The following is a 15479-nucleotide window of genomic DNA, read 5'->3' on the forward strand; positions in this document are numbered from 1 at the left end:
AAGCGCTTGGCATCGAACGTCAGCGGAATTTTCGAGCGCGCATTGTCGCACGCCGCTACCGATAATTTCACCCGCCGCAGCACTACAATGCGCCCTCTTCCTTGAATTCGCGCACGGTTTCGAGCGCGCGCAGCCGTGAACAAATCGCCTGGTATTCCGCCGATGAAACCCGCGATAACGAAATCTGCACTTCATCCAGATCGGCGGAATCATCGCTCTGCTGCACGACGAACTGCTTGACCCGCACGCTGCCCGCGCCCAAGACCTCGTGCAGCGCGTGAAAATTCAACGTGCCGCGGTCGACGAGCAAGGTCAGTTGACGCCGCTGTTTCACCGATATGAACCGCCGCTCCAGCGGTTTGATGCCCGCGAGAATGATCAGGATGATGATGGTTGCAGCTATGGACGCGGTGTAGAGCCCGCCGCCGACGGCAAGCCCGATCGCGGCGACCGACCATAGACTCGCTGCCGTCGTGAGACCGCGGACAATCTCGCCGCGCAGCAGGATGGAGCCGGCGCCGAGGAAGCCGATTCCCGACACGACCTGCGCGGCGATCCGCGACGGGTCGAGGACGATGTGCTCGCTGCCGAGGACATCGGCGAAACCGAACGCCGAGACGATCATGATGAGCGTCGATCCAACGCACACGAGCATGTGCGTGCGCAGTCCGGCCGCCCACGAAAGCCGTTCCCGCTCGAAGCCGATGACACTGCCGAGCGCGGCGGCCAGCACGAGCCGCGCGATGAGTTCCATATTGCCTAACATGGGTGGTTTTTCTCCTTTGCGTGGGTTTTATGGTGGCCAGAACAGGACTGCGATGGCCTTCGCGCGCCGATGTTGGTCCGGCAAGCGGCCGTTTTGATTTATCCTTGGTGCCCGCGTCCGGTGGCGAGCGCCGCCGGGCTCAACCATTATCAATAAAGCCGTATGCACGACCCAGATTCCACTGCTGGAACATCTCCGACCGGCGCGACCCTGAAAGCACATTATGAGCGCGTCGTGCTGCCCATCTGGCGCGGACCGGGCTTCAATCCAGCCATGCGTCTCGCCTACGAAGCGGTTGCCAAGGACGGCGTGACGCCTGTCCCCGCACATCGATACCGCGCCATGGCATGCGCCCGGCAATTGTTCGTGTTTGCGCACGCGGGGGACATCGGCCACGCCGATACGCTGTTCGATTCGCTTCTGACCTATTTTCAGGACAGGAAAAACGGCGGTTGGTTCTATAGCGTCGATGCAGCCGGCGCGCCGCACGAGCGTCAAAAGGACCTCTATACACACGCGTTCGTGATTTTTGCGTGCGCCGAATACGCTCGGCATGCATCGCCGGCCGCCGCGCAAAAAGCGTTGGCAGTGCTGGAGGAAACGTCGGCGATCATCGAACGGCAAATGAACGCCGGTGGCGATCTGTTCCATGCGGCGATGAGCGAGGATTTTTCGGCATCGCTCAATTCGCCGCTTCAAAACCCGTTGATGCACCTGACCGAAGCGTGGCTCGCCGCGCGTGAAACCACTGGCTTCGCAGTCTTCGATCATCGTCTGGAAAAGCTCGGCGCGGCCGTCGCGCGTGCTTTCGTGCACCAGGAAACGGGGTGTATCGCGGAATTGCCGATTGGAAGCGCGAACAATTGGCTCGAACCCGGCCATCAATTCGAATGGCTGTTTCTGGTGGAAGGCAGCGCACACGCGGCTTTCGAAGCGGTGGGACTGAACCGGGCGTTATATCGCGCGTTCGATTTCGTGCAGCAATCCGGCGTTGATCCGGTGACGGGCGGCGTGGCGGCGTCGGTGGATGAACGCGGCGGTGTTATCGATTCGACGCAACGCATCTGGGCGCAGACCGAATATCTGCGCGCACTCGCTACGCATTCCGGCGCGGACGTGCGCGCGCAATTGCCCGATCAGATCGGACGTTTCACGAAACGTTTTCTTCGGCCAAACGGCTGGATTGAAAGTCAGGCGGCAAATGGCGCAATCGTCCGCGCAGAAATGCCTTCGACCACGCCTTACCATCTCGCAACCGCGTACGACGCGTTGCCCTGAAACTCCAAGCCCGTTTTCGGCGTGTTCAAACGCCTCGCCATTCGCGCGAGGCGTTTTGCATTTCAGCCTGAACAACCGCCGTTTTAAATTCGAATCGCCGATAAATCGTCTTTAAACCAGTAATTTGTCCGCGAATTCGAGATCGTCCTTGCAGAGTGGAGATGCGCTACCTACAGTCCTTGCAGGACCGCGACGGCGGCGCTTGCCTCGATGCGGATTGTGGGACTCAAGCTGACTGGACCGAAACCAAATGTAGGAGTGTCCGAATGGCCGAAATTGTCGATATCGCACGGGGCGCGTTGAACGCGCAGCCGTTTAGCGCCCTGCTGGGAACGAAACTCATGCAGGTCGACTCCTCGAGTCTCACCCTATGCCTGACCATCCGCGATGAACTCAGGCAGCAACACGGTTTTGTGCACGGCGGCGTGGTGAGTTATCTCGTCGATAACGCCCTGACCTTCGCCGGCGCGCTGCGCCTGGGCCCGAAGGTGGTCACCGGCGAGTACAAGATCAATTATTTGCGGCCCGCTGTATCGGGCACATTGCTGGCCCGCGCGCGCGTGATCTACGCGGGAATGACGCAGGCCACGTGTCAATGCGACGTTTATGTCACCGATGGCGGCACGGAACGCCTCGTTGCGGTCGCGCAAGGGACGATTCACCGGATCAGCGAGATGGCTGCGGAGCTGGAACCGGTGAGCGCCTGATACGCTTTCTCTTGCAGTAAAACGAACGAGGGGCCGTTCCAACTTATGCCGGAACGGCCCCTCTCTTTTATCGGTTCGTGCTTACTTTGCGTCGACCGTGCGTTGCTGTTGCTCGCCCAATCCCTGAATGCCCAGGCGAACCGTCTGGCCCGCTTTCAGGTAAACCGGCGCGGGTTTCACGCCCATGCCAACGCCCGGCGGCGTGCCGGTGGAGATGACATCGCCAGGCTGCAAGCTCATCACCTTCGACAAATACGCCACCAGTTCTGCGACGCCGAAGACCATCGTCTTGGTATTGCCGTTCTGATAACGATGTCCGTCGACGTCGAGCCACATATCGAGATGCTGCACGTCGGCGATTTCGTCCTTCGTGACAAGCCACGGGCCGATCGGGCCGAAGGTATCGAAACCCTTGCCCTTGTCCCATTGCGTGCCGTGCTCGATTTGCCATTCGCGCTCGGAAACGTCGTTGATCACGCAATAGCCCACCACGTAATCCAGCGCGTCCGCTTCGCTGACGTACTTCGCGTGCTTGCCGATCACCACGCCGAGTTCGACTTCCCAGTCGGTCTTTTTCGATGCACGCGGGATTTCGATATTGTCGTTCGGGCCGCAGATCGCGCTCGTCCATTTGCCGAACAACACCGGTTCGGTCGGAACCGGCAGATTCGATTCGGCGGCGTGATCGGCGTAATTCAATCCGATGCACACGAACTTGCCCACGCGCGCAACGCACGGGCCGATGCGCGGTTCGCCCGTCACTTCAGGCAGCGTGGACGGATCGATTGCGCGGAGTTTCGCGAGCGATGCATCCGATAGCGTTTCGCCGGCGATGTCGTCGATAACACCCGACAAATCGCGAATCTTGCCATTCTGATCCAGCAAACCCGGTTTTTCCTGACCGTTCGGCCCAAAGCGCAGCAGTTTCATCGTGAGTGATCCTTCAGTTTCAGGTTTTGATTCGGTTGATGAGGTATTCGGTGCAGCCCGCGTTTGGCTGGCTTCGCCGGGAGCGGCGTTTCAAATATCGTGCGACAGAACCATACCATTCACGCGATACATCTTTTTACCATCCCCGGCTTTCGTTGCGATTGCTGATGCGAAATTCCGTGTATACCTTGCCGATTCTTCACGCGTTATAAGCGGTAGAACGTTTTTGCCGTATCGCAGAAGATCGCTTGCTGTTGAGTTGGGTCGAGATGCGACGTCAATTGCCGCGCTGCGTCATTCCACTTTGCATAGTCGCCGTTTAGATTCAGTACCGGCCAGTCGCTTCCCCACATCAGCCGGTCCGCCCCAAAGTGCTTCAGAAGATGATCGACGTATGGCTTGAGCGTTGCGATCGTCCAGCCGGACGCGGCTTCCGTCGCAAGGCCCGACAGCTTGCAGCGCAATCCTTGAGGCAACGCCGCCAACTCTGCAATGCCATCCGCCCAGATTTGCCATCCGGCGTCGCCGTCCTTGATTTGCGGTTTCGCGCCGTGATCGATGACCATTCGCAAGTCAGGGAAACGCTCTGCAAAAACCTTCAGCGATGCAATGTGGCGCGGAAAGATCAAGGCATCAAAAGCAAGATTGTTCTTGATCAGCGCATGGATTGCCGGCGTCAATGCAGGATTCTCGATCCAGCGATCATCGGGAAGATCCTGAAGCATCGGGCGCACGGCTTTGAACTTCGGCTCGCGCGCTAAGCGATCGATCAATTCAACCGCATTGGGCGCGTCGAGCGGAACCCATCCGACTACGCCCGCAATCGATGGATCATTGCGCGCGAGATCGAGGAGATATCGTGTTTCATCCACAGTTGGCGCCGCCTGGACGACGACCGTCCGCGCCACGTTCGCGGCTTCGCGAAGCGGCTTCAAGTCATCCGGACCAAACACGCGATACAACCCGCTCAACTCAGGCGTCAACCAGCCATAGTCGCCGCGCGACGGATCCCAGAAGTGCTGATGTGCATCGATAAATTCAACGCTCATGATTACGCTTCGCCGGAGGGTTCGGGTACAGGCGCCGATGCATGCAGCAATCCCGCTGCTCTCAACGCGTCCCATAAGTCTGCGGGCAAAGGATCGGCGAACGACGCGGCGTTCAACCGGACCTCGTCCGGGTTGCGCGCGCCCATCAGCACGGTGGCAATAACTTTATGCGCATAAGGAAACTGCAAGGCAGCGCTCGACAATGCAACGCCATGCTCGCGACAAATCTGTTCCAGCGCGTCGACACGCTCGATGATCGACGGCGGCGCATCGCCATAATTGAATTTCTGGTTGATCGCTTTTGGCGGCTTATCGTGCGTCAAACCGCGCGCAAGAATGCCCGAGTTGAACGCACCGCCGAGCAATATGCTGACATCGCGTTTCTCGCATTCAGGCAGCAAGTCGTCGAGGACAGCTTGTTCCAGAAGCGTGTATCGGCCGGCGAGCAGCGCGCAATCGATATTAAATTCCGCCATTGCTTCCTGCACCGCCGCGCCTTCGTTCACGCCAAGTCCAACGGCTTTAACGCCTCGCGACGCGCGCAGTTCATCGAGCGCGCGAAAACCGCCTTCGTTCGTGAGTTGCCGCCAATAAAACGCATTCTTTTCGCCGTGCGTGACGCGGCCAATGTCGTGGATCAGCACGATGTCGATATCCACGATCCCCAAGCGCTGCTGGCTGTCTTCGAATGAACGAAGAATGCCGTCGTAGGTGTAGTCGTAGATTGCCTGGAAAGGCAGCGGATTCGCCCAGCCTTCGCTGCCGTCATACGGCGTTGTGCGAGGGACAAAGCAGCGGCCGACTTTGGTGGACAACACATAGTCTTCGCGCGGATAGCGCCGCAATGCGTCGCCCAGGCGATGTTCGGCTTTCGTGTGGCCGTAGTGCGGCGCGGTATCGAAGTAGCGAATGCCGGCTTGCCATGCGGCGTTGACGGTTGCTTGCGCGTCTTCCTCCGACAACTCGTGATACAAACCGCCGAGCGGCGCACTGCCCAGCGACAACGCGGTGACTTCCAGCGAAGTCTTTCCAACCTTGCGCGTTTTCACGACAGGATTTCCGGTGATTGGGTTCATCGCTTTGATCTAGAAGCGTGTCGATAAGTGGGTCAAATCGAAGCGATCGGCACGGCATGCCGCGGCGTCGCATTTGCGGGCAAACAGGCGGGCCCGACTGGATCGAATGTCTTGTAGGTCAGGATGAACTCCTGATGGCCTAGCGATTCGGACTTGGACGCGGCGCCTGCCGCGACTTTCACGGTGACATCGAATACTTCGCGGCCCACATCGTCGAGCGTACCGCGGCCTTCGAGAATCCGGCCGGCATCGACGTCCATGTCGCCGGAAAGATTGCGATACGTCGCGGGGTTTGCGCAGATCTTGATCACGGGCGAGATGGCCGAGCCGACCACCGACCCGCGCCCCGTCGTGAACAGGATCACGTGCGCACCGCAAGCGATCAACTCGCCGATTTCCGCGTTATCGCTGATGTTCGGGAAGCCGAAACGCGGTTCGCCGTCGGGCACGACATCGAGCAAATACAGGCCGCCGACTGGCGGAATGTCGCCCGGTTTGATGATGCCGACAATCGGCGACGCGCCGCTTTTCGCGTATGCGCCAAGCGACTTTTCTTCTTGCGTCGTGAGGCCGCCATCGGCGTTGCCGACCGCAAACGAACCGTGTCCGAGAATCGAGTAATAGCGCGCGGCTTTATCCACGCACGCGACGATTTCCTGCCCGAGTTCCGGCCGCGCGGCGCGGCTTTTCATATGGAATTCGCAGCCGACAAGTTCCCCGGTTTCCTCGAAAATGCAGGCGGCGCCGGCATCGATGAACGCATCGAACGCGCGTCCCACCGCCGGATTCGCCGTGATGCCGCTCGTGCCGTCGGAACCGCCGCAAATCGTGCCGACGATGAGTTCGTCGAGCGCCATCGGCACTTTTGGCTGGGCTGCGAGCGTTGCGCGCGTTTCGCGAATCCAGTCGAGACCATTCTGGATGGTGCTGCGCGTGCCGCCCTTTTCCTGGATCGTCAGGACCTCGGCGGGACGGCCGCTTGCGCGCACGGCATCGACAAGATAGTGCTTGTTCATGCTCTCGCATCCCAGCGATACAAACAGCACCGCGCCCACGTTCGGATGCGTGGTCAGCCGCTCCATCATCTTCTCGGCATAACCGTTCGGATAGCAGCCAGGAAAGCCGATCAGATGAACGGGTGGTTCCTGCTCGGCGTTCGGGTCATCGAAGGCATCGAATGCCGGACGAAACTGCGTGACGATCTCGCGCGCCACGTGATGTGCGCACTCCACGAGATACGCGACCGCGATCACGTTGCGAATGCCCTTGCGGCCATCGGCGCGCAAAAAACCTTGAAGCTGGGGAGCGGTGGAGGCTGTCATTGGCTTGGCTGTTCCCGATGATCCACAAATGCGTGGCGGGCGTCGTGGGTATAGGTCGGGATGTAATCACTCTCGAGATTGTGGGTGTGCAAATGGTCGCCTGGCTGAACGTCTGCATTCACGTGGCCGATGATCGCGCCGTAACGCAGTACCTTCTGATCCGTTTGCAGCGCGTAGCGCGCGACTTTGTGTCCAAGATCGATGGTTTTTGCAAGCGTGACCGTTTCCCCTTCAATCTCGACGCGCTCGCCCGCCTCCAGACGGGCGCCCGCAATCAGGCAATTGTCTTGCGGGCTTTGCAAAATCAAACGTGAGTCGGTGGGTTTGTGCGGGGTTTGCGGCACGCAGACGTCCTTGAATTCGTTTCGACGTATATCGAAGATACGGGTTTGTATCGGTACAATCGTTTATCAGTGAACGTATTATTCATATGCGGACAAGTTCAAGTCAAGCTTACTGCGCCCCGAAACGGTCCGTGTTTTCCCTTAGCATCTGCGTTTATCGCTGATCGATTGTTCTTAACAAGGCTGACATGCAGGCAGAAGATCCGACCGACGCCGACCGATACCGCGCGCCCGCGCTGGACAAAGGGCTCGACATTCTCGAGTTGCTCGCCGAGCAGAAGGACGGCTTGACGCGCGCCGAGATCACAAAATCGCTTGGGCGAAATGCGAGTGAGATGTATCGGATGCTCGAGCGGCTCGTCGCGCGGCAGTACGTGGTGCGCTCGCCGGCGGGCGACCGTTATTCGCTGAGTCTTAAGCTGTATGCGCTCGCACATCGTCATCCGCCGATGAACCGGCTGATCACGGAAGCCCTGCCGATCATGCAGCGCTTCGCCGACCGCGCCGAGCAATCCTGCCATCTCGCGACCTATGACCGGGGCAATCTGCTGGTGATCGCGCAGGTCGACGGGCCCGGCACATGGGGTATTTCGGTGCGGCTTGGCGCGCGCATTGGTTTGATCGATACCGGTTCGGGGCGCGTGACGCTGGCGTTTCAAAGTGCTGAACAGCGCGCGCACATGCTCGCCGAACACACTCAGGTCAAGGGTGAAACAGCGTTGGACCCTGCCGCGCTCGAAAGTGCGTACGCCAAGATCCGCGCGGACGGTTTTCTCCATAAAGAAAGTCAGCAGACGTTCGGCGTGATGGACGTCAGCTTTCCGCTGCTCGGACCGTCGGGCCAGGCGGTCGCGACGCTGACATGCCCGTTTCTCAGGCGTATCGACGAATATGTCGCACCGTCCATTGACGATGTCAGCGCAATGCTCGGCGAGGCGGCGGCGGCGCTCTCGATGTATCGCGAGCCTGAAGTTGAACTCGATGGCATGCGCGACGCGCGAGATTCCAGCGCGGCTTGATAGAATGGCGCCCCTCTCAAAAAGCGGCTGGTCGTTGTGCGCGACCTGCTGCGTCTTTTTCTACGCAATCTACGCAAGGCCATGGCGAAACTTCTGTCCGATCCCGAATTCCAGCGCTTCTCCGAACTTCAGCAAAAGCAGTCCAGCTTCACGATCACAAGCGAAGAAGCCGATGAACTGCGCGACATTGTTGCCCGCGCCCAGAAAAAGCGCGACGACCGCGCGGCGGCAATGCAAAGCATTGAAACGTTTATCCAGCAATTCGATATCGGCGCGGACGAGCTTTTCACCGCGGACCAGATCGGCGATGCCGCCCGCAATTTCGGCCTGATTCCCGCAGCGAAAAAAGAACGCGTGATGCCTCCGCAGCTGTCGTTCAATGGAAAGCCTTATCAATGGACGAGCCGCGCATTGCCAGACGATATCCGCGTGCCGTTGTTCGAGGCATTCACCTCGGGCGCCTCAGTCAAGTCGTTCATCGCAACGCCTAAGGACACGACGCGTTGCGCGGCGACCATCGCGCGGCTGGAACGCGAAACCGGCAGCGTTTATGCCGATGCATGGCTGGAAGAGCTGGCGGTATCGCGAACACAAGTCGATGAAGCGCTCGCCAAGCTTGCGGCTTAAGCGTTAAAAATCTATGGCCGCGCCGGATCGGCGTCGGTCAGCCGCATGCGGAATCCCACTACGCCCGGATCCTCAGTCGGCGTGATCTGGAAACCGCAGCGGCGCGCAAGAGCAATCATTCCTGTGTTTTCGCGCAACGCCTCGCCGGCGAGCCACCGCGTCCCGCGCGACTTGCAATACGCAATGATCCGCGCCAGCAGCAACATTCCCAGGCGCCTGCCCTTCTGGTCGGAACGCACCGCCACCGCAAACTCGGCCGTCTCGTTGTCCGGATCGGCTATTGCGCGGGCCACGCCCAGCGTCTGCATCGCATTGCTTTCACCCGTCACCGCTATAAACGCCATCTCGCGGTCGTAATCGATCTGCGTCATGCGCGCGAGTTGCGAGTGATCGAAGCTGCGCACCGAGCTGAAGAAACGTAAGCGCAAGTCCTCAGGCGTCATTGCCGCGACAAACGCGCTGTGGGCGGTTTCGTCGTCGGGCCGGATTGGACGCACGGTCACCTGCAAGCCGTTCCATTCGAGCGTTTCTTCCAGCCGGCGCGGATATGGCTGGATGGCCAGCGGCGTTCGATGCGCGGCCAGCGTCAAATGCGGCTCGTACACAACTACCGCCTGACGCGTGACGCGCACCGTCAAGCGCAACGCAACGATTTGCTCGATTTCACATACCGCATTCGATAAAGCCGTCAGTGCATTCAGCAAACTCTCGGCTGGAAGCTCGCGTGCACGCGGTGAGCGCATCACTAGATCACGAGCCAGCAAAGGATTCAACGGCGGAAAGGCGAACTCGTGAAGCGAGTCCGGCAGACCAAGCGCGCCGGCTGTCCTGAATTCGAACACCGGGCCGAATACCCGATGGTTGAGAAGGCGGACATCGATTTCGATGGCGTCGTCACTGCGCGTGCCCGGCGGCCCCGCCTTCACCACGATTCCAAACTGGCCCAAGACCCGTGATGCACGTTCGCCGTCCAGCTCGGCAACGCCCGCAGCCAACGCGGCCGAAACCTGCGCTTGAGCGCTGTCCAGCGCAGCCGCCGCCTGGGGCAACGGTCCGTCCGGCGTCTGCATCAGCAACTCGCGTCCCTGGCGATAATCGACCAGCCGGGCAAAGGCCCTTGCTAGCCGCTGCGGCGTGGTGTGAACCGGAATTCCCTCGGCGTGCAGCGCGTCGCGCGTCGCTACATCGACACAACCAAAAAAGCACGCCAGCAATCCGCGATACGCGTGACTTTTTTGCGCGATCAACATGCGCGCGACTTCGGCGACAGGCGCGGAATGCGTTGGTGCGTGCACCACGAACGCAGTTCCAGTCTCACGATGCGGCGCCAGCGCTTCGAGCGCGGCACCGAAGTCGCTAGCGGTGGCGGTATCGCCGAGTTGCAGCGGATTGCCGAGATGCGCCTCAGGCAAGGCTGCAGCGACCGCCTTGCGCGCCGCGTCGGACCAAAGCGCAAGCGAGTCACCAGCGGCGGCGAATGCGTCCACTGCGAGCGCAGAAACGCCCCGGTCGCTCGTGATCACGGTCGCGCGATCGCTCGCCGCGACGCGACCAACACCAAGCGTTTCGATTTCATCGAGCAGGTCATCGAGCGAATCGACGCGGACCAGACCGGCACGCCGGAATGCTGCGCTGTAAAGCGCGTCGAACGGATCGTTGTATCCGGTTCGCAAAACCAGCACGGGTTTGTTGCGCGCTGCGGCACGCGCCGCCGACATGAACTTGCGTGCCATCCGCACCGATTCGACAGCAAGCAAGACCGCGCGCGTGCGAGCGTCGCTTGCGAGGAAATCGAGGATATCTCCAACATCGACATCCGCTTCGTCTCCGAGCGCGACCACCCGCGAAAAGCCAAGACCACGAGCGTTCGCCCATCCGAGCACGCCATTGGTCAGCGCATTCGACGCCGATACCCACGCCACCCCACCCACCGCAACCGGCGACGAAGGCGCACCGAGAATGGCGCCGGTCGAGGGCGTCATCACGCCCAGGCTTGCCGGGCCGACAACACGCAGCAAGAACGGCCGCGCAGCGATGAGCGTCCGGCTTGTCCAGCCGTTGACCGCCTGATTCTGTTTATCGCCCGCCTGACCGACGATCACAACCGCTCGCGTGCCGCGCTCGCCGAGTTGCCGGACCAACTCCGGCCATGTTGACGGCGGCGTGCACAACACGGCCACAGTCGGTGCGTCCGGCAGGTCGTGGATGCCGGCGAATACAGCGACGTTATCGAGCTGGCGATGCTTCGGATTCACCGGCCAAAGCGGACCCGCAAATTTTGCCTGGCTGAGCCGCGACCACACCATTTCGCCGATGCTGCCCGCGCGCAGCGACGCACCGATCACGGCGATCGACTTCGGGCTGAACAGTGCATCGAGATTGCGTACGGTCATGCGGCCTCCTGGAACGGAATGTATCCAGCATAGGCGATTCAGGCCTAGGTAACTACTAGCCGAATGGCCTATTTCCTGAAGGTTTTTTCGGTGTTCCGACCTTTCCTGATAGCTGATTATGAGAATTACTGATGGCCCAACGTTGGCCGGAAGGTCTATTGTTTGGCACCCGGAATCAAGGTAATTTTATCGAACGCGAGACAAGAAGTTTGCCTCGCGATCGGGAAGGCGCGTGCATCGGGCTGACTACAACAATCGAGGAGACGAGCTGTAAGGAATCACTATGCGACACCTTCCATCGTTAATTGCGCTGCGGTTTTTCGAAGAAACGGCGCGTCATTTGAGTTTCAATCGCGCAGCGCGAGCGCTGTGCGTCACGCAAGGTGCCGTTAGCCGCCAAATCCGGCTGCTGGAGGAATCGCTAGGCGTAAAACTGTTCGAGCGCGACCACAAGGGAATCCGGCTGACGCAGGCCGGCGTGATGCTGATGCCGTCGGTGACCGAAGCGTTTGATGTCATCGAACGGGGAGCCCGGCATTTGACCGGCGCCGTGGAGCGCAGGCGCCTTGTTGTGTCGCTGCCCCCGACCTTCGCGACGCAATGGTTCTCTTCGCGGCTCGGCGGGTTGGCAGAGCAACTGCCGGACGTGGATTTATCGATCCGCATTCAGGAAAGTGGCGAGTGCCATTGCAGTGTCCGGTTCGGGCGCGAGTCGGCTCGCCACCTGGCCACGCAAGGAAGCTCAGAACTTTTGTTGATGGAGCGACACGTGCTGGTCGGCGCGCCGGAATTCGCGGGCTTGCCGGTCGAGCGCCTGCTGGACGAGTTGCTGGCCTTGCATGTATTGCACGAAGACGTCCGTTTGAAACTTTGGCCGAACTGGTTGGCTAAAGCAGGAATGCCGGCGCGCTATGCCGATAACGGAATGGAATTTTCGAATCTGCAGCAGGCAATACATGCCGCGCGGCGAGGTGTCGGACTGGCGGTTGTCGACCTGAACATGATCGACGACGAACTGGCCGAGGGCGTGCTCGTGAGAATGTCGGACGTGGAGATAGTCGGACCGTTTGGATATTGGCTCGATGTGCCCGAAGCGCATCGGGAGGCTGAGACAGTGAGCGCGTTCGCCGCATGGTTGCGCGACGAAGCGCGTGGATCAGGAGGCTGATCGTAGCCGGCCAGATTGCACCAACACGTTCGTGCGTATCTCAGGGGAACAATGCATATGTTCAATCGCCGCTTTTGTATCAGCGAACGGCCGTTGCCGGCGCGCCTGGTTGCGTAACACCCGCCGCCTGCATTTCGCTGCCGGGCACACAATGCGATTGCACCGATAAATACCCGGGGTTATAAGCCTTTGGGTCTTTCTTTGGCAATGTATAGCTGATCCGGCATTGCTCGACCGGACCACTGCCCCACTTTACCGTGAGCGCACCCTGATCTTCGAGACCCCGTGCAAAAACTCTGCTGTCCTGACCAACTACGCCCACCATCTTTCCTTGTTCGTCTTCCACACTCGCTCCAAATGGTAACGATCCACCACCCAGTTTCGGCGCTTGAATCAGTGCCGCCCGGCCACTCACCGTCTCATACTTCATCATCACTATAGAGCCTGCACGAGGTGCCACCTGTGCTGATGTCGATTTAAATTCGACATCGGTAGACGTGCCCTTCGGATCGATATCGACCACGTTCATGCTGTATGGCGACAGGTACGGAACCACTGCATAGCCACGCGAATCGACCGTGGTTCCCGGTGCATTCGTCACACTCGCCCCGGCGGCTGCGGGCGCATTGACGATGCCAAACGTATCGCCCACTGTTTGCGAGAACGTCACGCCCCCCGGGTGCGCACGACCGATCCCTGCACGCCCGCCGATACCTGCCGTGTGCCGCCGCCACCGCTCGCGGACGCATTCACCGTTGCGTATGGCGCGCGATAAGTCGCGCTCACGCCGGCATTGCCGTTATCGGCAGAATTGCCGCCGACGTTGTACGTGCCGTAACCGTTGTAGGAAAACTGGTTCGCGGCGCCCAGCGAACCACTCACGTTTGCCTGCATGTTCGTGGCGCCGTCCGAGTTGTGCGAGGCGTTCGTGGTCAACATTGGCGTGTGTGCCGAATGTCCGAGCGGGATAGTCGTGCTCAACAAGAATTCGTTGGATAACTGCCCGTCCATGGTCCGTGTGCGGCCGGCCGTCAAGCTATACGTTCCGTACTTAAAGGCGTTGGTGTAGCCGGCCTGGAACAATGTATCGGTGCCGCCGCGATTCCAGTAATTCTGCGATGAACCCGTGACGAACATCGTGCCGTGATCGCCGAGCTTCTGGTTCACCGAAACCTGCATGCGGTTGCGCTGCCGGTACACGGCGTTCATGTCACCGCCATGCTCCGCGATATCGCGAATGGTGGCGGCGTCGTTCAGGTTCAGGTAGCCCGCCGTCGAGAACCGGTAAGCCGCGACCGAAACATTCGTATTCGTCGCGCCGACGAACTTGCTGTAGCCCACGCGCAAGCTCGTGCCGCGCATGGATTGCGCGTCGGGCACGCTCGTCATTGCACCCGTGACATCCATCGAAAAAGCGCCGACGTTCGTGTTCAACGCGCCGCCGAAATTCAACGCGCCATAACCGTTCGATGCAACCGCGCCGCCGTACGCCGTGACCATGTTCGTCAGCCCGTGCTGAAGCGTGAACTGGGCGAAGACGGGTTTTGTATCGAGGGAATCGTTGCGCAACTGGCCGGCCGTCGCGCTGAAACGCGTCACGCCAGGACGCAGCAACTGCGCCACCGACGCGAACGGCACGGTGAACTCCTTGCTGCGGCCATCGGCTTCGGTCACGGTTACGACCAGGTCGCCACCATAGCCTGTTGAATACAGATCATTGATCTCGAACGGTCCGGGAGCCACGTTCGTTTCTTCCAGCACCTGGCCGTTCTGCCGGATCGTGACGCGCGCGTTTGTTTCAGCCACACCACGTACGACCGGCGCGTATCCACGTATTGAATCGGGCAGCATGCGGTCATCGGTGGCGAGTTGCGCGCCGCGAAACGACACGCTGTCGAAGATCTCGCCGCCAGTGCTCGTATCGCCGAGAGTCAGTTGCGCGCCGAGCTTTTCGACGTCGCGTTGCACATAGGTCGCGATATTGTCGAACTGGGTGGACTGCCCCGTCGCCGCGGATACCGACGATTGATGGCGGAGGTGCCATGCGCCAAGGTTGATGCCGGCGTTGAGGCCAAGGTAGCTTTGTGTTGAGCCCGGCGCCGAGCCGTCGGTCCGGAATGTGTTGGCGTTGTAGCTCACGAATCCGCCGTTGACGCCCTGATCCCATTGATCGGACGGGACGGAACCCCGTGCCGAGTTGCGCATGTACGCCTGCGGTACGTTGAGTTCGAGCATTTGCCGCGAAAAGTCGAAATCGACCGTTGCGCCTGGCACAAGCGTGCCGATTTCATCGCAAATGTCAGCATTAACAGCAGGGGCCGATGCCGATGTTTTTCCCAATTCAGGCCGCCCGCTGGCCGCGTCCGCTTTGACCATATCGATGCCCGCGTGATTCAGGATTTCGCGGCTGAAACACGGCTTCGATCCGGCTGCGCCGCCTTTGCCGACAAACCGAATGTCTTCACGGCCCAGACGCGCGCCGTTCACGAAGAGATCGACTGCATACGTTCCCGGTGAAACTGCGTTACCGCGCGTGAACCGGCTGGTGTCGATCGGCGCCCCGCTTTCCTGGCGCAGATATGTGTTGTCAAAACTAAATTCAGCGACAGGTCCGTTCTTGTTTTGATCCGTTCCCGCCGCCTCGGCTATCGCTGGCGGAATCGCGGCGCACGTCATCACTGAAAAAGCGATTGCGGCAATGGGCTTCAGACGAAGCCGGAACGCACCCTGGCTTTGGCGCGTGAAAGCGTGTTGAGCAGCTTGTTTCATGATTCGGCCTGCGTTTGGTTCTGTCTATTCA

At 60.1% G+C, this 15479-nt stretch carries 13 protein-coding genes and 1 pseudogene; 5 read left to right on the forward strand and 9 right to left on the reverse strand.

What is annotated here, in order from left to right:
- Nucleotides 1-82 precede the first annotated feature (82 nt).
- Nucleotides 83-766, reverse strand: a complete 684-nt coding sequence (locus ASG35_RS22745) for an MgtC/SapB family protein (protein ID WP_056363038.1) — start codon at nt 764-766, stop codon at nt 83-85.
- Nucleotides 767-928: 162 nt separating this feature from the next.
- On the opposite strand from ASG35_RS22745, the gene ASG35_RS22750 reads away from it, so the two are divergent.
- Both ASG35_RS22750 and ASG35_RS22755 read left to right on the forward strand, forming a co-directional pair.
- Nucleotides 929-2044, forward strand: coding sequence for an AGE family epimerase/isomerase (locus tag ASG35_RS22750; protein ID WP_056363041.1), 1116 nt, complete (start codon nt 929-931; stop codon nt 2042-2044).
- 266 nt (nt 2045-2310) lie between these two features.
- Nucleotides 2311-2751: a PaaI family thioesterase gene (locus ASG35_RS22755; RefSeq protein ID WP_056363045.1), complete on the forward strand. Its 441-nt coding sequence runs from the start codon at nt 2311-2313 to the stop codon at nt 2749-2751.
- An 81-nt stretch (nt 2752-2832) separates the two neighbouring features.
- On the opposite strand, the gene ASG35_RS22760 is transcribed toward ASG35_RS22755, so the two are convergent.
- The 5 genes from ASG35_RS22760 to ASG35_RS22780 form a co-directional block, all read right to left on the reverse strand.
- Entirely contained in the window at nt 2833-3681 is an 849-nt protein-coding gene (locus ASG35_RS22760; protein WP_056363047.1) for an ureidoglycolate lyase, read from the reverse strand.
- Between the two features lie 206 nt (nt 3682-3887).
- On the reverse strand, nt 3888-4730 hold the full coding sequence (locus ASG35_RS22765) for an amidohydrolase family protein (RefSeq protein ID WP_056363050.1): 843 nt from the start codon (nt 4728-4730) through the stop codon (nt 3888-3890).
- Nucleotides 4731-4732: 2 nt separating this feature from the next.
- A complete protein-coding gene (locus tag ASG35_RS22770; RefSeq protein ID WP_056363053.1) occupies nt 4733-5806 on the reverse strand; it encodes an aldo/keto reductase in 1074 nt (357 codons plus the stop codon).
- A gap of 32 nt (nt 5807-5838) precedes the next feature.
- Nucleotides 5839-7128 carry a UxaA family hydrolase gene (locus ASG35_RS22775; protein WP_056363056.1) on the reverse strand — a complete coding sequence of 430 codons (1290 nt, stop codon included), beginning with the start codon at nt 7126-7128 and terminating at the stop codon, nt 5839-5841.
- On the reverse strand, nt 7125-7472 hold the full coding sequence (locus tag ASG35_RS22780; RefSeq protein ID WP_056363058.1) for a UxaA family hydrolase: 348 nt from the start codon (nt 7470-7472) through the stop codon (nt 7125-7127). The genes ASG35_RS22775 and ASG35_RS22780 overlap by 4 nt, the downstream gene beginning before the upstream one ends.
- A gap of 188 nt (nt 7473-7660) precedes the next feature.
- On the opposite strand from ASG35_RS22780, the gene ASG35_RS22785 reads away from it, so the two are divergent.
- On the forward strand, nt 7661-8491 hold the full coding sequence (locus tag ASG35_RS22785) for an IclR family transcriptional regulator (protein ID WP_056363061.1): 831 nt from the start codon (nt 7661-7663) through the stop codon (nt 8489-8491).
- A gap of 81 nt (nt 8492-8572) precedes the next feature.
- On the forward strand, nt 8573-9118 hold the full coding sequence (locus ASG35_RS22790) for a hypothetical protein (RefSeq protein ID WP_056363064.1): 546 nt from the start codon (nt 8573-8575) through the stop codon (nt 9116-9118).
- A gap of 11 nt (nt 9119-9129) precedes the next feature.
- Here ASG35_RS22790 and ASG35_RS22795 read toward each other — a convergent pair whose 3' ends face one another.
- On the reverse strand, nt 9130-11511 hold the full coding sequence (locus ASG35_RS22795; RefSeq protein WP_056363067.1) for a GNAT family N-acetyltransferase: 2382 nt from the start codon (nt 11509-11511) through the stop codon (nt 9130-9132).
- Between the two features lie 283 nt (nt 11512-11794).
- Here ASG35_RS22795 and ASG35_RS22800 point away from each other — a divergent pair, with 283 nt between their 5' ends.
- The gene (locus tag ASG35_RS22800; RefSeq protein ID WP_056363070.1) at nt 11795-12679 is read left to right on the forward strand and encodes a LysR family transcriptional regulator; all 885 of its coding nucleotides are present in this window, start codon (nt 11795-11797) and stop codon (nt 12677-12679) included.
- Between the two features lie 79 nt (nt 12680-12758).
- Here the strand turns inward: ASG35_RS22800 and ASG35_RS32855 are convergent, their stop codons facing one another.
- Both ASG35_RS32855 and ASG35_RS22805 read right to left on the reverse strand, forming a co-directional pair.
- A complete protein-coding gene (locus ASG35_RS32855; protein WP_442854863.1) occupies nt 12759-13112 on the reverse strand; it encodes a FimD/PapC C-terminal domain-containing protein in 354 nt (117 codons plus the stop codon).
- Nucleotides 13113-13163: 51 nt separating this feature from the next.
- A pseudogene (locus ASG35_RS22805) lies at nt 13164-15448 on the reverse strand (fimbria/pilus outer membrane usher protein); the annotation flags it as partial.
- Nucleotides 15449-15479: the final 31 nt, after the last annotated feature.

It is taken from the genome of Burkholderia sp. Leaf177 (assembly GCF_001424345.1).
Taxonomy (GTDB): domain Bacteria; phylum Pseudomonadota; class Gammaproteobacteria; order Burkholderiales; family Burkholderiaceae; genus Caballeronia.